Here is a 20,106-nt window from a genome sequence, read left to right as displayed (position 1 = left end):
AGGCTCATTGACTACGCCATTACGAGTTCATTTGTGGACTCTTAAGAATCCCCCGACTTTTTGTTTAAATGAGCGAAGCGAAATTTAAACAGTCGGGGGAGTGTCAAACATTGTACAGACGCGATTAATCGCGTCTCTACTGACTATAATCTATCCCTTCCGCCAGCCGCTTGAGACGGTATAGTTGAGCTTGCATATCTTGTTTTGTCCAAGCAGCAGCGAAAGTATTAAAACCCCAACTGACTAAGGGGTTAGGGATATCAAACTCAAACCGATTTAACAGGTTAGTTCCCTGAGAGATGGGTTGACATTCCCAGCGATCGCGTCCTTGAAAAAATCCTTTAAAACCCCAAACCACTAAACCCGGTTGGCGTTCTACAACCACAGTATTCAAGGTAGGTTGAATTACCGGAATCTGAATAATAAACCGACTTTGACTACCTATATCCGTACTCCAAACTGTTCCTACAGGTTCACAACGTAACACTGGGTTCAGCCATTGATGCATCAGTGCTAAATCAGTAATACAATGCTCTACCACCGTAGCTGGAGCATTAATTTGAATTGATTGTTCCAAAACTTGGGGCATTCTACTATGTAATCAAAACTTAAAAATTTACTCTGAACTTATTTAAATTATCCCACTTTCAGACAAACATATTCTTTCTCTTCTGCTTCCTCTGCTTCCTCTGCTAACATAGCAATGGAATATTTTTTTAGTTGTAATTCCCTAATTATGGTGACAATTTACTGTATATTAGGGAGCATCCCGATTTTGACGCCATACCCTAGAAGAGTATTTCTATAGGAATAAAGCCTGCCTAACATGAGCGAATATCTTCGACAAAAACAGGCTATCAAACTTTTAGCCTGCGAAGGCAGGCTTCGTATTTTTAGCCCCACCCTTCTAGGGTGAGGGCGTTTTTGATTTAGCTTTTTTCAATAATATTATGGTACAAATTTCTTCATCACACTCTGAGATTGAAGCTCAAGCCACTAAAGCTGCAGCTGGCTTTCATACAGATACAGTAGCATCAGAAACAGTCTCAGATTTTGAGTTTCTTTTTACCAGAGCAATTGAATTTCGTCAAGAAACAATTTACTTCATCATTGTAGACCGTTTTAACGATGGAGACCCCACCAATAATGCAGGCAATCATCCCGAACTTTACGATCCTACTAAACAAAAATGGGGCAAATATTGGGGTGGAGATTTGCAAGGAATTATTGACAAACTAGATTATCTAAAAAACTTAGGAATTACAGCTATTTGGATTTCTCCCCTATTTGAACAAGTAGAAGCATTGCAATTTGATAATGCTGCTATGCATGGCTATTGGACAAAAGATTTCAAACGGATAAATCCCCGTTTCTTACCACCAGGCGAAGAAAATTCTTTATTTAAAAGTGGTACCTTAGATAAATTAATTTCTGGCTTACACGAGCGGGGAATGAAATTAATTTTAGATATTGTATGTAATCACAGCAGCCCAGATGTTAACGGTGAAAAAGGAAAGCTGTACGAAGATGGTGTGTTAATTGCGGATTACTATAATGATGTAAATAATTGGTATCACCATAATCTAGAAATTACCGATTGGGAAGATGAATATCAATTACTTTATTACGAAATGTCAGGATTAGCAACATTTAACGAAAGTAATCCAGATTACCGGAATTATATTAAAACCGCTATTAAACAATGGTTAGATAAAGGAGTCGATGCTTTACGAGTAGATACAGTAAAGCATATGCCTATCTGGTTTTGGCAAGAATTTAATAGCGATATTCAAACTCACAAACCTTCTGTATTTATCTTTGGTGAATGGGGATTTAGCAATCCCAGAAAAAGCAGTTCAATTAAATTTGCCAATGAGTCAGGAATGTCAATTTTAGACTTTGGCTTATGCGAAGGAATTCGCCAAGCTTTAGCCTACAACGCACCAGGAGGATTTCATTTAGTTCAAGATATATTCAATCTCGATTATCTTTACAACACGGCTACAGAATTGATTACCTTTATTGATAATCATGATATGCCAAGATTTCAAAGCCTCAACTCCGATCCGCAACTTTTAAGATTAGCGATGGCTTTGATTATAACTAGCAGAGGAATTCCTTGTATTTATTATGGAACAGAGCAATATCTCCATAATGATACTCATGGTGGTAACGATCCTTATAATCGTCCGATTATGGAAAAATGGGATACAGATACCCAGCTGTATCAAGATATCCAATTATTATCTAAATTACGCCGTTTAAATCCTGCTGTTTCTTTGGGAAGTCAAAAACAAAAATATATTACAGATAATATTTACGGTTATCTGCGTAGTTATCGCGATTATCGTTGTTTTGTGGCGATGAATAAAGGAGATACAGCGATTATTAATGTAGAAAATACAGAATTAGAAGATGGCGAATATAACTGTATTGTCACCCAACGCCAAATCGAAGTTAAGAATGGTAAGATTTCCGGGTTAAAGCTACATCATAAAGAACTAATTGTACTTAGTTATTTAGGCGAGCGAGTTAAAGGTAAAACCATTGTTAGAGCGCAGGTAAATGGTTTGAAAACGCAACCAGGTGATACAGTTGTGGTAACCGGAGATTGTCCAGAATTAGGTAATTGGGATATTAGCAAAGCCTACGCTTTAGAATATATCAATGAAAATACCTGGTTTGGCGAAATACCCTTTAATGAAAGCGCAGGTAAAGCAATATGTTATAAATATGCTCTGTGCCGACAAAATCAACCACCTGTGCGCGAAAATCTTGTTAGTCGGCGTTGGATTTTAGCTGATACTGGTACAGTAAAATGGCGCGATAACTGGGCAAGTTAACGTGACGCGAAAGTCCCCACCTTCAACGAAGCGATCGCCTCAAGTTGTTGACTGTTGAGCGTTGAGTGTTAACGGTGAACCGTCAACAGTCTATAGGGGCGGTTTTTGTGAGATTCTCATGTCGAAAACAGATATGTCGATTAAACCCGCCCGTACAACAATAGCAATGGAATATTGTTTACTTGGAAGTCCCTAAAACTCTTAATTGCCTTTTGGTGTAATTCCCCAAACTTTAATTTGTTTATCAAAACTACCACTGGCTAACATTTGCCCGTTAGGACTAAAAGCGATCGCACTGATCCAATCTGTATGTCCGCTAAGTGTATTAATTAACTCGCCTGTAGTCCAATCCCAGAGTTTAATTCCGTCTTTACCAGCGCTAGCGAGAGTTTTACCATCAGGATGAATAGCGATCGCATTTACCCAATTGTTATGTCCTTTGAGGGTACGGACTAATTCGCCAGTATAAATATTCCAAATTTTAATAGTGCGATCGCGGCTAGCAGTAATTAAATGTTCTCCGTTCGGGGTAAAGGCTACAGCAGTGACTATATCCGTATGTCCCACATAGGCGCGAGTTAATTTTTCACTAACTAAGCTCCATAGTTTCACTACGCCTTGATAATCTCCACTAGCTAAAGTTTGTCCATCAGGGCTAACAGCGAGAGTATGAATCAAATTACCAAAGCTGGCTAAAGTGGCTAAAGGGCGCTGCTGTGGTAAATCCCATAAGCGAATTCCATCCATCCCACCACTGATGAGAACTTGATTATCTGGAGACACAGCTAAAGACAGCACATTAGTACTATGTCCAACAAAAGAGCGTTTAAATTTCTGATTTTTCAGATTCCAGAGATTAATGGTGTAATCGCTACTACAGCTAGCGAGGGTTTGCCCATCTGGGGAAATTACCAAAGATTCCACCGCAGTTTTATGTGCTTTGCGAATCGTCCCCAGCCTATTACCTGTTGTCAGATTCCACAAGCGAATTACACCTTCATTGTCTGCTCCACCACTGGCGAGAATTTTGCTATCCGGACTAAAAGCCAGGGATTTTACTGTTCCCCCATGTCCTTGAAGAGTGTAAATTAACTGAGGATAACGAAAATCGGTTTTAAGTTGAGAATTTGTTGCTTCTACAGCAGCATCAGCAGTTTTCCCAGAAAATCCCTGCCAAATTGTCACAGGAAAAGTCATAGCAGCCATAAATGCTAAGACAATATACGGGCGAAGCACAGAATAATTCCTAACTTTTCCCTTGCTGCTCACTGTTGTTTCTCATTTGGTAACGCCTGCTGTCACCTTACTCTAGGTTTTACGCTGCCGTCTTCCGAGCGTATACTGAGGTGTTGGGCATTGGGCATTGGGCATGGGGCATTGAGGGAGAAATCGCAATTGTACAGACGCGATTCATCGCGTCTTTTAACTCCAACGCAAAATACTTCACTTGGAAACTCCCGGTGAAGAACATAAAGACCACGTTACCCTACCAAGGTACTGTGCTTTTTTTTGAATTTTGAATTTTGAATTTTGAATTTTGAATTGTTTATTGTGGTGGCTTCTTCTTAGTTACACTCAGCATAGGTAAAGTTGTACTAGAGGAACGAGACGGTAGATAATGTTGGACTACAGGCTCCTCTTCTGCTATTGGGCGACTTTGCTGAATGCGCCAGAGTTTAACACCAAGGCTGACTCCGGCTGTAACTAAACCAAAGGTAAATAACGACCAACTATCATCTAAACCACCAATCAGCGCATCTACTACGCCCATTGTGATGAGTAAACTGACGATTGGCTCTTTGCGGTAGGATGACTTCAAAAAACGCGGAAGTATAACGTTCATCACTGTTTAATTTGAATTTGTATGGCTTTTGGTGAAAGAGAATAAATGTTTCCTTGATCCCTCTGCCTTTTGATGCAGTTAGTCAAGGAATTTAAAGTATTATAATTATCTTCAGTAGGAGAGGAAGTGTAGCAATTTACCTACTTGCACATGGAAGTGTGAGTTTTGGATAAAGTTGTCACTTTTGGTGGATCTCTTAGCCATAGACGATAAGTCTTGAGAGGTAGTTTCGCTATCTATTAATTAAGTTAAAACCAGCCAGAATTACCAGCTGGTTCCAACTCTTCTAATTACTAGCTTACAACTTTCGTGCTTATATGTTGTGGCAGATCTACTTCAGACCGAGCCATGATAGCACGCCTTGATTGGTGACGTATTCAATTACCACCATCAAGATAAAGCCAATCATCGCCGCTCGACCATTTAATCGTTCGGCATATTCGTTAAAGCCTAACTTTGGTTCCTCTAGTTTGGGTGTAACAGTTGGCTTTGGTTGTGTCATCATTAAAAATTCCTCTCTTACTGTTCGGCAAACGAAATTGATCTAGAAAAGCCTGTAGACTTTGCTGCAGTTGGCTGAGTCGTCTTCAACTTAGCATCCTCGCCGCTAGTCTTCAGACATCAGAACTTCCTTAGGTGTAGAACTGACTTGCTCTGCTAGGAACTCAAGCTACATTGCTTCAGTAACCAAGTAGCAGCTTTGGGGACGACCCCGTGTAAACTTATGTTTACATTTTTTTATTATTCTTTATATATTTTAGAAAGACTAGGGCAATAGTCAAGGGTAAGACTTGGTAGCACCGTAATGGAAGTTAGGCAACAAAAGAACAATTTGGTTAGCAATCCTTAATACGGAACTAGCCAGTCTAATACTGGCAGGCTAAAGTGAAACCACAATATTATTAGAGGCGATAAATGGAAATCGGCGTTCCTAAGGAAACCAAGGATCAAGAGTTTCGTGTAGGGTTGAGTCCTGCGAGTGTCAGGGTATTGAAAGAAAATGGTCATGCTATTTTCGTACAGACACAAGCAGGCGTTGGTAGTGGATTTACTGATGAGGACTACATCGCGGCAGGCGGGGAAATTGTTGCTACACAAGATTCTGCATGGAATCGCGAACTAGTAGTAAAAGTTAAAGAGCCACAAGAAGCTGAGTATAAATTTTTGCAAAAAGGGCAGATATTATTTACTTATCTGCATTTAGCAGCCGATCGCAAATTAACAGAACATTTAATTGATTGTGGCACTTGTGCGATCGCCTATGAAACAGTAGAACAGCCCGGTGCGAATAAATTACCCTTGCTCTCTCCCATGAGCATTATTGCTGGGCGGTTATCCGTACAATTTGGAGCTAGATTTTTAGAACGCCAACAAGGTGGGCGAGGCGTTCTTTTGGGCGGTGTTCCCGGCGTGAAACCGGGTAAAGTAGTGATTTTAGGCGGCGGCGTTGTGGGGACAGAAGCCGCTAAAATCGCTGTAGGCATGGGAGCGATCGTGCAAATATTAGATGTAAATGTCGAGCGCTTATCTTACCTAGAAACTCTATTTGGCTCTAGAGTTGAACTACTTTACAGCAACTCCGCCCATATAGAAGCCGCAGTTAAAGAAGCTGATTTGCTCGTTGGTGCTGTTTTAGTGCCAGGACGTAGAGCACCAATATTAGTATCCCGCGAATTGGTACAAAAAATGCGTCCTGGTTCGGTAATTGTGGATGTTGCTGTTGACCAAGGCGGTTGTGTAGAAACATTACGCACTACTAGCCATACAAACCCTGTTTACATTGAAGAGGGCGTGGTGCATTATGGCGTTCCCAATATGCCAGGTGCAGTACCTTGGACAGCCACCCAAGCACTAAATAACAGTACCTTACCTTATGTGGTGCAATTAGCAAACTTGGGCATAAAAGCGTTAGATGTTAACTCTGCATTGGCTAAGGGTGTGAATGTTAATAATCATCGCTTAGTACATCCGGCTGTACAGGAAGTATTCCCCGACTTGGTAAATTAATGCCATAACAAACTTTATTTTTAGAGAAAGTTTGTATTCATCTAGGAATTACAGGTGTAGTTTTTATACCTAATTTACCAAAGTAGTTTACCAGATACGCAGTTGCGTGTCTGGTAAATTTTCGCGTATGCGATCGCTCTTTGTGTTTTCAATTTTCTGACATAAAATTCTATACAAGAGACAAAGAAAGCAATAATCTTACCTTGATAGTTAAGTAAATATGAGTATATTCAATAAATTAACAGCAACCTTTCAGGCATCTAAACAATTACTAAAACAAGCACTAGAAGAATATATTATATTTAGCGCAGCAACTAAACAATTGACTTTGAGAAAAAAAGCTGTTTTAGTTCTGTGCCAACAAGCTGAATCTAGAGTTGAGCAATTAAAAAGCTTAAAACCTGATATCGATGAAGGGCTGATTGCAACAATAGAATATAACCAAATGCAAGTTGAAGTGCATTTTACTCCAGAAAAAATTACGCTGCACAAAGACTATATTGAAGGAGAACTGCGATTATTAAAGAAACCTCAGTTTGATACTGAATCCATAGCCTACCGTTATCTCATCGCTGGGTGGCAAATATTTCTAGGGGGTACAATTCCTAATGGAGTGTTACCAAAAGGGATGAGAATTGAAAACGATAAAGTCTACTATAATATTCCTCGCAATCAATCCCAGCTTTTAGATGTCTTGTTTCATAATCTAGAAAATGACTCAGTTTTAATGACTAAATTGCAACAAGGAGATTTAACTATTCAATCATCCGTAGCTGTGAATTGGAATGATTTTCCGCTTCAGAAATTGTTTCAGCTTTTCAATGTTAAATCGATGTAATAGCGATTTTTAACGAGGCTGCATAGAATTCAGCTAGAAATGATTCAGTTTTAAGTAGTTTTAGAAAATGCGATCGCCTTTCTCCTCCAGAGCTATAATCTTGATACCAGTTTGAAAAACGAATGCAACAGATGGTATGGGCAAGGTATTGCCCATACGTGTCAACTTAACGCGAAACCCTTTTAGTTGCAAAGTTAACTGGCTCCCATGCTCTGCGTGGGAGCGATGATCCTGAGGCTCTGCCTCAATTTATTCAGGAGACGAGGCGGAGCCTCGCAATACGCATTTCCAGCCGGAGGCTGGAAACGAGATAGAGAAAAGTTTTGAGCTTAAGTTGACACGTATGGGTATTGCCATGCCCTCTAGAATATATCGATGTGCCGCAAACACTGTTTAAAATAAAGTCAAGCCTACAGAAGTACAGTTAAACCTTGCCCAATCCGACAATTTTCTAGGCAGAATGCGCGAAGGGGTAGGTGTAAAATTTGAAGTTACCAGAAAAATCGGTGAAACTCTTTCTCTGTAAGTCTTTTAACTGTTAATTGTTGTCCAGGCACCCGCGTGCCTTATACAGACTGCCTTTCAGCTTTTTTAGCTTTGCTTTTTTTCTATCGCGTATGTTATGATTACGCCATCCGCGCAACCGAACCTTGAAAACTGCATATCAGTTAACTTTGGAGCTTCCGCAGTTGAAATTTCACTTAATCCCTATGAGGGATTGAAACCATTAACAATTACTGGGGGATTATAGGGGCGTACAGTTGAAATTTCACTTAATCCCTATGAGGGATTGAAACGAGTGCCAGTTACTTCTGGATACTTGCGGTGTTCAGGTTGAAATTTCACTTAATCCCTATGAGGGATTGAAACTAGATTTTCCTCAATATCTTCTACTACCCTGCGGAGTTGAAATTTCACTTAATCCCTATGAGGGATTGAAACAAAATAATTCTGCGATTAAATCAGCTTCTAAATGTTGAAATTTCACTTAATCCCTATGAGGGATTGAAACATTATTCTTTAACTTGAAGAGATAATGATGTTTTTGTTGAAATTTCACTTAATCCCTATGAGGGATTGAAACACGAAAATTGAGCATTGATGACGCGTTCCTTGAAAAGAGTTGAAATTTCACTTAATCCCTATGAGGGATTGAAACGGATCGCACATTACGCCTTCCGGTCGCAACCCCGTGTTGAAATTTCACTTAATCCCTATGAGGGATTGAAACAGCCGGCATCAAAGCCAAGGAATTTGCTGATGCACTCAAAGGTTGAAATTTCACTTAATCCCTATGAGGGATTGAAACAAGGAATTCCGCCAGGGGGAATTAATAGCCTCAGGTTGAAATTTCACTTAATCCCTATGAGGGATTGAAACATCTGCACTGCGCGGTTAGTATCGGCATCTGCACGGAGTTGAAATTTCACTTAATCCCTATGAGGGATTGAAACCGAATTACCAACCAAAGCTTTGGTGAATATGGACAAGAAGCAGTTGAAATTTCACTTAATCCCTATGAGGGATTGAAACTATTTCCCGGTTCAGGGAAGGTGACTGGGTGCGAGTGTTGAAATTTCACTTAATCCCTATGAGGGATTGAAACCTGTCGCCCATTGGGCACATGCCAATCACGCCACTGGGGTTGAAATTTCACTTAATCCCTATGAGGGATTGAAACAAATCGAAACCAAAAACCAACCAGAAAGATGTAAGTTGAAATTTCACTTAATCCCTATGAGGGATTGAAACTCAACTGCGGAACACACCACGACCGAGACATTAACGCAGCAGTTGAAATTTCACTTAATCCCTATGAGGGATTGAAACAAGCAATCTTAAATGATTTTGGCGACCCTACGGAGTTGAAATTTCACTTAATCCCTATGAGGGATTGAAACAAAGCGGAATCAGAAACGATCGCATTATTAACCTGGAGTTGAAATTTCACTTAATCCCTATGAGGGATTGAAACTACTTGTGTGGATGTTTTGGGTGTATCTACCCTTGTTGAAATTTCACTTAATCCCTATGAGGGATTGAAACATGCTCCTGGTTGGGAAACTTGGACACCTGCACAGTTGAAATTTCACTTAATCCCTATGAGGGATTGAAACGTCAGCTAAACTTGGCAAAGCGAACGACCCAGAAATGTTGAAATTTCACTTAATCCCTATGAGGGATTGAAACGTGTATGCAACTTTTTGGCTAAACTGGCATCTGAACGTTGAAATTTCACTTAATCCCTATGAGGGATTGAAACATTAATAAGCTGATGTAACCCAAGCTGTTTAGAGTTGAAATTTCACTTAATCCCTATGAGGGATTGAAACACGATACCAAAAGAGCCAAGGTGAAGTAGCCCATAGTTGAAATTTCACTAATCCCTATGAGGAATTGAAACAGAATTCATTGCAACCGATAAAAATTAGGCTTGTCAACAGTTAATAACCAAAGTTAAATACTATGGACTATTGACTATGGACTGTTGACTAAAATCTATGACCAATGAAATCTTTCATCGACTTGCGCCTTTTATCCAAGAATATATCTATAATCACAACTGGACTGAATTACGCCCAGCACAAATAGCCGCTTGTCAAGTCATATTTGATACCGATGCTCATTTACTAGTTGCAGCCGCAACAGCCGCAGGAAAAACAGAAGCCGCATTTTTACCTGTGGTGACTCGATTGTATGAAAACCCTGCTAATACCATAGGTGCGCTATATATTGGCCCCATTAAAGCTTTAATTAACGATCAATTTGAACGCCTCAATGGTTTACTCAAAGCCGCAGATATTCCAGTATGGCATTGGCACGGTGATGTATCTCAAAATCAGAAAAATAAGCTATTAAAAAATCCCAAAGGTGTTTTGCAAATTACGCCAGAATCTTTAGAAAGTTTATTAGTAAATAAACATCATGAATTAATCCGCTTATTTGGGGATTTACGCTTTGTTGTTATTGATGAAATTCACGCTTTTATGGGTTCAGAACGCGGTTGTCAAATCATTTGTCAATTGCAGCGTTTAGCAAACATTACCCAAACCCAACCCCGACGCATTGGTTTATCGGCTACCCTTGGCGATTATTCAATGGCGGAAGATTGGTTACGTTCGGGAACAGATAAATCAGTAATTACGCCAAAAATTGAGTCGGGAAAACGCCAAGTAAAATTAGCTGTGGAACATTTTTATCTCAACGATGAAGTTGATGAAATTGAAGTCACGCAATATGATAGATATTTATTTAATCTTAGCAAGTCCCGCAAATGTTTGATATTTGGTAATAACCGCACGCAAACGGAATCTGTAATTGCATCTTTAAGAAGAATTGCTACAGAACAATCTTTACCAGATATTTATCACGTACATCATGGTAGTATTTCAGCAAGTTTACGACAAGTAGCTGAAAATGCAATGCGAGAACCGAATAATCCAGCAGTGACAGCAGCTACTTTAACTCTAGAATTAGGCATAGATATTGGTCATTTAGAAAGGGTAATTCAGTTAGAATCGCCGCTGTCTGTCGCGAGTTTTTTACAAAGATTAGGACGCACGGGAAGAAGAGGTGAAGCGGCTGATATGCGCTTTGTCTGTGCAGAAACTCAACCAGGATTAGATGCACCTTTAGTAGAACAAATTCCTTGGCAATTATTGCAGTCTATCGCGATTATTCAACTTTATTTAGAAGAACGTTGGATTGAGCCGATTAAGCCTGTAAAATATCCTTTTAGTTTGCTATATCAGCAGACAATGAGTATTTTAGCAGCAACGGGAGAAATGACACCTGCGGCTTTAGCAAAGCAAGTTTTTAGCTTACCTCCATTTGCAGCGATTTCTCAAGAAGATTTTAGATTATTGCTGAGATATTTAATTGATATTGACCATATTCAAAAAACGGAAACTGGTAAATTAATTATTGGCTTGACTGGTGAACGTATCGTGCGCAAGTTTCAATTTTATGCTGTCTTTGCTGATAGTCAGGAATATGTAGTTAAGCAAGGTGCAACAGAAATTGGGAGTATTGTCAAACCGCCAATTGTGGGGAATCAATTCGCCTTAGCTGGGAGAACATGGGAAGTAACAGAAGTTGACTTTAAGAAAAGGGTGATTTCTGTGAAGCAAGTAGAGGGTAAAGCGAGTATTTATTGGCGTGGTGGAGGGGGAATTATTCACACAAGAGTTTTGCAACGAATGCGGCAAGTTTTGTTAGAAGATTTAGAATATAGCTATTTACAGCCTAATGCGTTGCAATGTTTACGCACAGTGCGTCAGTTAACTAGAGATGCTGGCTTAGATAAAAAAAATATAATTGTTTTAGGTAAAGGTAAATGTTGTATTTTCCCTTGGATGGGAACTTTAGCTTTCCGCACTTTGGAAAGATGGCTGAATTCTTGCTGTCGAGAGTCTTTAGAAATTAAAAGTATTGGCGGTAGCAGTCCTTATTATTTAACAGTTAAATTAGGAAAAGATAAAGTTGAATATTTGGGTAAAGAAATTGTAGCTTTGGCAGAAGAAAGAATTATTCCTGAGTATTTGGTGAGTGAATCTGAAGCGCCAGAATTGCAAAAATATGATGAATATATTCCGCACCCGCTATTACGCAAAGCTTTTGTGAGTGACTATTTAGATATAGAGGAATTAAAACAGCAAGTAGCGCAATGGTGAAATAATTATCTTTGTTAGGATTTTAACCAAATTGATCGCAACCTGTAGGGATGGGTTCATAGATAGATGTAATCATTCACTACTATCTCGTTTAACCCGCCCCTACGACTTCTGGATGACAATTAAAGGGGTAATTTGCCTTGGAGTAAATGAAATTTAGATTTAACGCAAGCAGCGCAACTACAACCGAGTTGATCCATGATGGGATTAGATTCTGATGTTAATTTTGGGGCGATTAATTCATGGTTTGGTTGTGCAGATGCTACCATAACAATTTCTGTAGCTGGTGCAGAGTTTATACTGGCTGCATGTGCGGGATTGGTGATGAATAGCACAGATGCGAGAAAAGCAGGACAAGCAAGTAAAATCAATTTGAGTATTTTCATAGTTCACCAATAAAGACTGCTAGCGATACAGCATAGCCAATAAATTGACTACGTTCAACCGCGATTACTGAGATTAATGACTGGTAAATTTCTCAATAAGTGCCCAGTATCACTGATTATTGCACAGTAAAGGGCGGGGAGACCCCGCCCCTACGAATGCATCTGGGCTGCAAGATCCCCGACTTCTTAAAGAAGTCGGGGATCTGACCCCTCGCAACCCCTCATAACTAATGATTTGCGCATTCACTCTAGTTAGTGACAGAAAAGGACAGTATAGTATTCGGATTAATGAACAATGGCGAATCTGCTTTGTTTAGACAGAAGAAAATAATGCTTCGGAAGTTGAAATAGTAGACTACCACTGAATACAAAAATCATGATTAACAACCGTCTGCCAAATATCCATCCTGGTGAAATTCTACAAGTAGAATTTTTGGAACCGCTAAATATTACACCTTATAGATTGAGCAAAGATATAAATGTATCTCAAACAAGGATTAGCGAAATTTTATCAGGAAAGCGCAGTATTAAAGCAGATACAGCTTTGCGGCTATCTCGCTATTTTGCTAACAGCCCTCAGTTTTGGTTGAATTTACAAACGCAATATGACTTACGTAAAGCTGTGGAAGAGAATGCAGAAGTGTGCAATCAAATTCCTCAACTTCAGTTTAATGATGTAGCTTAAGAGGTTGTTTGGAAGTTGTAAAGTTTACCTAATAATCCCTCTCCAAACCTTTCCCTGTGAGGATAGGTTTAGAAGTAGTTAATGTTAATCACAATACTTTTTGAGGGTTAATATCCTCCCAATATCCAAATGCATCAGATCTGTGGTTGAGCAGTAATAGGACTTACGCAAGATGCGATCGCAAACCTAATTCTTGCGTAACGTTCATGAATAAACTCTACTTTCGTTGTCTTGTGCGTAAGTCCTAAGTAAGATTCGCTATGCGATCGCCAATCATCAAATAAAAAACTCCACCCACGGATCGGAGTTTTTGGGCATGGGGAATGGGGCATTGGGCATGAATGGTTACCAATGCCCAATGCCCAATGCCCCAAGTCGGCGGGCGGCTATCCCTCTCCACCCACAAGGGGATGGAGTTTCCCGCCGACTTCCATGAACATTATTTGTTACAACTAAGATACTGTGAAGTTATTAATTCCCAGAGTGCCAGTTAATCCTGTCACCTCAATAATAGCATCAGCAGTTTCACTAAACCCTGCTGTAGCATCATTAATAGCAACAAAAGTACGGCTACCAAAGGTGAACTGAGCAGCAAAGTTAGCAGCAAAATTAGCGGTGGTTAATTTTGCTTCAATGCCCACTTTATCAAGAGTTGCAACAGATCCAGCATTCAAAAATCCGGCTCGTACAGTGGAAACGAGGAATAGATCATTACCAGCATTAGCATTGAAGTCAGTAATCACATCAAAGTTAACGAGGACGGAATCAGCTAAGTTGCGGTAGTCAAACCTATCTGCACCTAGCCCTCCGGTTAGAGTATCTTTTTCAGATCCCCCAGTTAATCTATCATTACCAGCACCACCATTAAGGCTGTTGTTACCACTGTTGCCTGAGATGACGTTATTAGCGGCGTTGCCTGTACCGTTAATCGCAGTTGTTCCTGTCAGGGTGAGGTTTTCGATGTTTGGCAGTGCAGCTAGGCTGAAGCTAACACTCGATTGAATAGTATCTGTACCCTCTCCGGCATTTTCGGTAATTGTGTCACTAGTGGTATCAACAATGTAAGTATCATTGCCTAAACCGCCTACGAGGATGTCATTACCTGAAATAATCGATGCACCATTAGTCAAAGTACCATTATTGCCTTTGGCTAAGTCAGTAATTGTCGAGCCAGCAACGTTGTCAAAATTCCAGTAACCAAACAAGTTAGCCTCATTTCCTGCCAAAGTCTGGTTTAGGTTAGCTTGAATTTCTTGCTGAGTCCGGGCTTTATTCCAGATGCGAACTTCGTCAATATCGCCATTAAAAAATCGTTCTGTTCCAGTTCCTCTGGCACCAATTGCCCAGTTTTCATTAACCTGCACTGCTCCTGTGCTGGAAGCAGTAGAACTAACCAACATACCATTGCGGTAGAGTTTCCATGCCTGTGCCTGAGTGTCATACACTCCAGCCAGATGAACCCAATTGCCAATATCTTCGCTGGGTACGGTATAGACAGTAAAATTCTCGCTACTACCCGAAGAGCCAATTTGATATTGATCGCCAGCAATCCTAAGAACTACTTCGCCACTGGGATTTATCCCATGACCATGAGAAACAATGTTACGCAGGAAACCAGTAGCCTTTACTTTTACCCTAGCTTCGATGGTAATCTCTCCAGTGAAATTCAGGTGAGATGGGTTGTTGAGATTTACATAATCATTTACACCATCTAAAGACAGGAAAGGATTAGTGTTACCACCATTAAGGGTGTCATTACCAGCACCACCATTGAGGGTGTTGTTACCACTATTACCAGTGATGACGTTATTAGCTGCACTACCTGCACCGTTAATCGCACTTGTTCCTGTAAGAGTCAGGTTTTCAATGTTTGGCAGGTTAGCAAGGCTGAAGGTGACGCTCGATTCAATGGTATCTGTGCCTTCTCCGGCATTTTCGGTAATTGTGTCACTAGTGGTATCAACAATGTAAATATCATTGCCTAAACCCCCAATCAGTGTATCAATACCTGCACCACCATTGAGAGTATCGTTTCCTGCACCGCCAAAAAGATAATCATCACCATCGCCACCATTGAGGATGTCATTAGCATCTCTGATTTCAATAATGCCCATGTAAGAAACATCAGGAATAATATCGTTCCATGTGCCAGATGAACCCGAATTCATCAGTACATAGTTTTCCGGCGCACCACCGGGGTAAGTATTATTTGGTTCCCCAGGTTTCCAGTTGGTGTAAGTAGAGGTTTCACCGCTCACCCACTTGAACTCGCCTTCTGTCACCTGATCTGTCAACCCAATCCAAAATTGGTCAGTACTACCAAAGGTATTAATTAACCAGCCTTGTTCTGCTTGTGAGTTAATAGTGACAAGATTTCCGCCTGAACTCTGCGCTTGCGCTTGCGCTTGATGCCATGTACCGGCACCGGTTAGAAGATATGTACTGCCGTTGTAGTTAAATGAGTTAGAGCTGCTGTCAGTTGTTGCAAAATCACCATAAAGAGTATCATCACCCTGACTACCACTTAAATAGTCATTTCCATTCCCGCCTGATATAGTGTCGTTGCCATCACGACCTTCAAGATTATCATTGCCATTATTTCCTTTCAGAAGATTATTTAAATCATTTCCTAGTAATGTGTCATTTAAACTACCACCTACAGCATTTTCTATATCTATGAAAGTCTGCGAACCTAGAGTAGTACTTAAAGTCAAAGAAAGATTTTCATTTATCTGCTGTTCTCCAAAAAAGCCAAGGTTTAGGTTGATAGTTTTAGTGGTAGTTGCAGAGAAGTCTAGCGTATCTATATCGTTATTGCGGACAATAGGCGTAAATGTTTCCCAAGAGTCAAGGTTATTGGTTTGAGTTATTAAACCTGTGTTTGTAGCTTGAATATATGTATTTCGATATCCATTCAATAAATTTTGAGGCCAATGAGCTTCTAATGCAATGTTTCCATTTCCCCGGTCAATAACCTTAAATTTTTCCCAATCATTAATACTACCAGCTTGATCTACAATCCAAGCATAATTTGCTCTGAGATAGGTATTTCTAATAGTTTGTAATCCAATTTTTCCATCATCCTGAGTAATAATTTGAAATTCTTCCCAAGGTCCTGCATGACCATTTTGAAAGAAAGCACTACCGGCATCAGTCCGAATATAAGTGTTATGGGCAGTCTTCAGTGCAATTGTGGTTTCATTAATTCTTTGTGAGCCTAATTGAGAATCAGCGTCAATAAGGTAAGTATCGTTATTATTTGTACCATTATTAAGAAAGTTTTGTATAAACCTTGTATTAAGATTTATGGTGTATTCCCCCGTCAAGGTGCGGTCGTTCAACCTGTTCAAATCAAAAGAATCATTAAAATTTAAATTACTTCCAAATTGATTATTGCCCCCATATACGTGTCCACGCACCAAATCTTTATATACATCGACTGCTAAACCATGCTCATTTGGTTGTGTAGTATCTGCTCCATAAAGCTTATTATCTTTCTTAATGTATATATCTAAATGCCCTAGATCATCACGATACAAGCCTAAGCCCCATGTTATATTTGATCCCAGTCCCGTTAAAGAATTACTAGAATGAATGACCACTACTCTTTCAGCATCATTAGGACTTATTCGGCTATCTGGTCCAACAGTTTCAAATAAAACCCCCGCAGGATCGAGTCCAACAATCTCTTTTACAAGAGAGTAATCTTGTTTAAACTCTTGACCTGTAAGTCCTGCTATATGAGATCCCAAACTATGTCCAATAATTGTCAGGTTATGAGGTTGTACTCCTATTTCTTTTAGATCTGACTTTAATAGTGCTGCCACATCATCAAGCCAGCTTGTAACCATAGGATAATCAATTATATAGTCGAAAAATTTTCCTATATTTAGCGGATTCGCCCAGAAACTCCAATCAAGTGAAATCACATTAGCATCTGGATATTGCTGAGACAATAGATCGGGTGTGTTACGAAATCCATCACTCGGATTCGATTGCCATCCATGAATTAATACAAAAGTTTTTTTATTGGGGTTAAAATTACTAAGAGCAATTCTGTCAGACACAGGCTGGCTTTTTCTGTGTAAAGTCTCAAGAGGAGATGACAAAGTAAAAGTATCAAAATTCATTGTTAGTGTGAAATGATTAGGATTATTCATTTCAATTCCAACAATTTGACCAGCCAACGTCACCGTCGCGGTATCATCCTCAGCCCGCAAATCCGCTAACTCTTGCTGACTTATACTCTTCCCTTGCACCAACCTCGCAAAAATATCCCCCTCATCCCCGGCTGCATCCGCTACATTAATTTGAGCATCAATATAATGTCCAGTTTCCTCCAACAACACAGCCACAATAGCATCAAGATTCTGAGCATTTTGGCTAACAAAATCAGCCGCTAAATAAATCTTGCCCGTAGTGATAGAAAAAGCCCCATTTGCACCATTAATTGCATTACGATTTATAATCTTTATAGTGGGAATATCGGTAAAGTTACCTGCTGCAAATTTATCAAATAGTTGATTAGCTACTTCCCCATCAAAATCATTCCCAAACGCTGTCTCCAAGTTCTCGGTGTACTCTCCATCAAATCGAAACTTGCTGAGATATTGATACGTATTATTTAACGCTCGCTCTACTATTCCGTAAATCTCAGACAAGTCGAGTTCACTACTAGAACCAATCTGGAGATTTTCGCTAAAAATAACATCCTGATTATTTTTAGAGGATTTTTTTCTTGACGACTGGATTTTATATAAGTTGTTAGGTATGGTTTTGTAGGTTGTCATGGTTTTACTCCTGGAATGGCGATCGCATCGATAAATAAGTGCAAAGTCTGCATTACTCAAGCAAATTTAGGCGTTGCTGATTGAATGTATGAACCAGCTTCACGCATTCCCCAAGCGGAACCCGCTTTTTTAGGCGCAAAGAGTAAGAGTTGAAGAAATGTAATGTCGTTCATACTCTGATTCAACAACCACTAATTTAGGACTCACTCTCATCTAAAAGAGGAGTGTCAAGCACAAAAGATCATATCTCTGCAACTATAAGTGAAATTACTTATATGTGAAATCATCATAATTGGATGCTTACTAAGTTCCGTCCTAGAAATTACTGACTTATTATGACTTTTGACTAAGTTTGATAATTTTTAGATATTCTTTATTTAAATAAAATTTAGTTCGCTAAAAAATCGATAAACTATTCTTCTTTATGAAGAAAGTATGAACATATATATACTCGTCTAAGCGCTAGTGTAAACTGAGTACATAATCAGATAAATATCATGCAGAATGTCAAGATCTTTGAAAGTTCGCCACGAGTGTATAGATCAAGTAAAAGTAGCACTTACACTTAATGGCTACCCCAACCAAAGAAGCTTGGCTCATGACACAGGACTAGCTCTAGCTACAGTTAGTAAATTCCTAACTGGGAAACCAGTTGGTCATGCAAATTTTGAAGAATTATGTCACAAATTAAATCTGGATTGGAGAGAAATCTCTACATTTCATCTTCAATTAAATAATTTCAGTATTAATACATATACATTTGTAAAAAAAAGACGTTGATTGGGGTGCGGCAATTGATGTTTCATCATTTTACGGACGCTCAGAAGAACTGACACAGATAGAGTCATGGATTATAGAAGATGACTGTCGCTTGGTGACAGTCTTAGGTATGGCTGGGGTGGGGAAAACGACTTTAGCCACTAAATTAGCAACATCAATTCAAGATCGGTTTGAGTATGTGATTTGGCGATCGCTAGAATATACTACTCCGGGAAATCACCTTTTGAGTGAATTAGTATCATTTTTGTCTAATCGGCAACAAAGCAAACCGGACATCAATCTGCTGATTCATTATCTGCGTACTTCCCGATGTCTACTAATTTTAGACAACCTAGAAACAGCCTTAAATGCAAATTTGATGGGAAAGTATCGCTCAGGTTATCAGATATATGGTGATTTAATCCAAGCGATCGCCAAAACAAAGCATAAGAGCTGTATGATTCTAACCTCTAGAGAAAAGCCTACTCTTGTCGCCACCTTTGAAGGCACAGGATTATCGGTGCGTTCCCTTCACTTGCAAGGTTCTCAAGAGATAGCCCTTCACCTACTGGAATCAAAGCAACTGCTGGGTTCAGATGAGCAAAAGCAGCAATTGTGCGATCGCTACAGTAATAACCCTTTACAAATAAATATGATTGCTAATGCCATCATCGAGCTATTTGATGGCAAGATAGGGAAATTCCTAGAGCTAAATACCTTATTGCTCAGTAATATTAGCCAATTACTCAAGCAACAGTTGCATCATCTTTCTGAGTTAGAATGGCATATTATGTACTCTATAGCTATTAATCAGGAAGTCACAAGTGTTGATACTTTAGCTAAAAGTATTTGTCCTACTGTTCCTCAATGGCAATTGTTGAATGCAATAGAGAGATTGATTTGGCGTTCATTAATTGAAAAACAAGCTAAAGGTTATATCCAAAAGCCTATTGTGATGGAGTATGTATTAGAGCGGCTTAAACAGCAGATATTATAGGATGTTTTTTACAGCAGTTTTCATGCATTTGAACCACAGATCCAAAGTAGGGGCACGGCACTAGTAAGATTATTGTATACACCAGAAGATTGTGGATGCCGTGCCCCTACAGCGTGGTGTATTTACCTGAAAAGAAAATAGCATGTCAAAAATGTTATGCCAAACGCAGCGCCTAGCGAAATAGCTCATAAACCAAATTTGACAGTTAATTCCATTAAATTTGCATAATTTGGGCAGGCAAGATGCCTACTCTACAAGATTTATAGATATTTTAGATACGCAAAC

General features: G+C 39.5%; 14 protein-coding genes and 1 CRISPR repeat array. Of the genes, 7 read left to right on the top strand and 7 right to left on the bottom strand.

Annotated elements, in window-relative coordinates; all coding sequences use genetic code 11:
- Positions 1–136 precede the first annotated feature (136 nt).
- Complete coding sequence (locus H6G08_RS13380; RefSeq protein WP_190543005.1) at positions 137–589, bottom strand: SRPBCC family protein; 453 nt, start codon at positions 587–589, stop codon at positions 137–139.
- Between the two features lie 361 nt (positions 590–950).
- Here H6G08_RS13380 and H6G08_RS13375 point away from each other — a divergent pair, with 361 nt between their 5' ends.
- The gene (locus H6G08_RS13375) at positions 951–2,843 is read left to right on the top strand and encodes an alpha-amylase family glycosyl hydrolase (RefSeq protein ID WP_190543003.1); all 1,893 of its coding nucleotides are present in this window, start codon (positions 951–953) and stop codon (positions 2,841–2,843) included.
- Positions 2,844–3,044: 201 nt separating this feature from the next.
- Here H6G08_RS13375 and H6G08_RS13370 read toward each other — a convergent pair whose 3' ends face one another.
- From H6G08_RS13370 to H6G08_RS13360, 3 genes are all read right to left on the bottom strand, one after another.
- Positions 3,045–4,049: a WD40 repeat domain-containing protein gene (locus H6G08_RS13370; protein WP_190543031.1), complete on the bottom strand. Its 1,005-nt coding sequence runs from the start codon at positions 4,047–4,049 to the stop codon at positions 3,045–3,047.
- 340 nt (positions 4,050–4,389) lie between these two features.
- Entirely contained in the window at positions 4,390–4,686 is a 297-nt protein-coding gene (locus tag H6G08_RS13365) for a hypothetical protein (protein ID WP_190543000.1), read from the bottom strand.
- Positions 4,687–5,017: 331 nt separating this feature from the next.
- Positions 5,018–5,188, bottom strand: coding sequence for a CAB/ELIP/HLIP family chlorophyll-binding protein (locus H6G08_RS13360; RefSeq protein WP_096647654.1), 171 nt, complete (start codon positions 5,186–5,188; stop codon positions 5,018–5,020).
- Positions 5,189–5,601: 413 nt separating this feature from the next.
- Between H6G08_RS13360 and ald the strand changes: the two genes are divergently transcribed.
- The 3 genes from ald to H6G08_RS13345 all read left to right on the top strand — a co-directional run bounded on the left by ald (position 5,602) and on the right by H6G08_RS13345 (position 12,204).
- Positions 5,602–6,693, top strand: coding sequence for an alanine dehydrogenase (ald, locus tag H6G08_RS13355; protein ID WP_190542997.1), 1,092 nt, complete (start codon positions 5,602–5,604; stop codon positions 6,691–6,693).
- A 220-nt stretch (positions 6,694–6,913) separates the two neighbouring features.
- Entirely contained in the window at positions 6,914–7,531 is a 618-nt protein-coding gene (locus H6G08_RS13350) for a hypothetical protein (protein ID WP_190542994.1), read from the top strand.
- Between the two features lie 688 nt (positions 7,532–8,219).
- Positions 8,220–9,864: a CRISPR direct-repeat array (repeat unit 37 nt; unit sequence GTTGAAATTTCACTTAATCCCTATGAGGGATTGAAAC).
- Positions 9,865–10,032: 168 nt separating this feature from the next.
- Positions 10,033–12,204 (top strand): DEAD/DEAH box helicase, encoded by a 2,172-nt coding sequence (locus H6G08_RS13345; RefSeq protein ID WP_190542991.1) that lies wholly within the window; start codon positions 10,033–10,035, stop codon positions 12,202–12,204.
- Positions 12,205–12,326: 122 nt separating this feature from the next.
- Here H6G08_RS13345 and H6G08_RS13340 read toward each other — a convergent pair whose 3' ends face one another.
- Positions 12,327–12,590: a hypothetical protein gene (locus tag H6G08_RS13340; protein WP_190542988.1), complete on the bottom strand. Its 264-nt coding sequence runs from the start codon at positions 12,588–12,590 to the stop codon at positions 12,327–12,329.
- Between the two features lie 376 nt (positions 12,591–12,966).
- Between H6G08_RS13340 and H6G08_RS13335 the strand changes: the two genes are divergently transcribed.
- The gene (locus H6G08_RS13335; RefSeq protein ID WP_190542985.1) at positions 12,967–13,275 is read left to right on the top strand and encodes a HigA family addiction module antitoxin; all 309 of its coding nucleotides are present in this window, start codon (positions 12,967–12,969) and stop codon (positions 13,273–13,275) included.
- A 134-nt stretch (positions 13,276–13,409) separates the two neighbouring features.
- Here the strand turns inward: H6G08_RS13335 and H6G08_RS13330 are convergent, their stop codons facing one another.
- Entirely contained in the window at positions 13,410–13,607 is a 198-nt protein-coding gene (locus H6G08_RS13330; RefSeq protein ID WP_190542981.1) for a hypothetical protein, read from the bottom strand.
- A 33-nt stretch (positions 13,608–13,640) separates the two neighbouring features.
- On the opposite strand from H6G08_RS13330, the gene H6G08_RS38170 reads away from it, so the two are divergent.
- Positions 13,641–13,769: a hypothetical protein gene (locus H6G08_RS38170; RefSeq protein WP_277877822.1), complete on the top strand. Its 129-nt coding sequence runs from the start codon at positions 13,641–13,643 to the stop codon at positions 13,767–13,769.
- Here the strand turns inward: H6G08_RS38170 and H6G08_RS37500 are convergent.
- Positions 13,728–18,065, bottom strand: coding sequence for a LamG-like jellyroll fold domain-containing protein (locus H6G08_RS37500; RefSeq protein ID WP_242046150.1), 4,338 nt, complete (start codon positions 18,063–18,065; stop codon positions 13,728–13,730). The genes H6G08_RS38170 and H6G08_RS37500 overlap by 42 nt on opposite strands.
- Before the next feature lie 793 nt (positions 18,066–18,858).
- Here H6G08_RS37500 and H6G08_RS13305 point away from each other — a divergent pair.
- Positions 18,859–19,821, top strand: a complete 963-nt coding sequence (locus H6G08_RS13305) for an NB-ARC domain-containing protein (RefSeq protein WP_339381691.1) — start codon at positions 18,859–18,861, stop codon at positions 19,819–19,821.
- Positions 19,822–20,106 lie beyond the last annotated feature (285 nt).

The sequence above is a fragment of the Calothrix anomala FACHB-343 genome, from assembly GCF_014696435.1.
Classification (GTDB): domain Bacteria; phylum Cyanobacteriota; class Cyanobacteriia; order Cyanobacteriales; family Nostocaceae; genus Aulosira; species Aulosira anomala_A.
The sequence above is the reverse complement of the archived record's forward strand: the minus strand, read 5'-3'. Positions and strand labels throughout refer to the sequence as shown.

Coding starts and splice junctions, on each gene's coding strand:
- H6G08_RS13340 (WP_190542988.1), bottom strand. CDS start 12,590: ATGAAAATACTCAAATTGATTTTACTTGCTTGTCCTGCTTTTCTCGCA.
- ald (WP_190542997.1), top strand. CDS start 5,602: ATGGAAATCGGCGTTCCTAAGGAAACCAAGGATCAAGAGTTTCGTGTA.
- H6G08_RS37500 (WP_242046150.1), bottom strand. CDS start 18,065: ATGACAACCTACAAAACCATACCTAACAACTTATATAAAATCCAGTCG.
- H6G08_RS13350 (WP_190542994.1), top strand. CDS start 6,914: ATGAGTATATTCAATAAATTAACAGCAACCTTTCAGGCATCTAAACAA.
- H6G08_RS13330 (WP_190542981.1), bottom strand. CDS start 13,607: ATGCCCCATTCCCCATGCCCAAAAACTCCGATCCGTGGGTGGAGTTTT.
- H6G08_RS38170 (WP_277877822.1), top strand. CDS start 13,641: ATGCCCCAAGTCGGCGGGCGGCTATCCCTCTCCACCCACAAGGGGATG.
- H6G08_RS13370 (WP_190543031.1), bottom strand. CDS start 4,049: ATGGCTGCTATGACTTTTCCTGTGACAATTTGGCAGGGATTTTCTGGG.
- H6G08_RS13360 (WP_096647654.1), bottom strand. CDS start 5,188: ATGACACAACCAAAGCCAACTGTTACACCCAAACTAGAGGAACCAAAG.
- H6G08_RS13335 (WP_190542985.1), top strand. CDS start 12,967: ATGATTAACAACCGTCTGCCAAATATCCATCCTGGTGAAATTCTACAA.
- H6G08_RS13375 (WP_190543003.1), top strand. CDS start 951: ATGGTACAAATTTCTTCATCACACTCTGAGATTGAAGCTCAAGCCACT.
- H6G08_RS13345 (WP_190542991.1), top strand. CDS start 10,033: ATGACCAATGAAATCTTTCATCGACTTGCGCCTTTTATCCAAGAATAT.
- H6G08_RS13365 (WP_190543000.1), bottom strand. CDS start 4,686: ATGAACGTTATACTTCCGCGTTTTTTGAAGTCATCCTACCGCAAAGAG.
- H6G08_RS13380 (WP_190543005.1), bottom strand. CDS start 589: ATGCCCCAAGTTTTGGAACAATCAATTCAAATTAATGCTCCAGCTACG.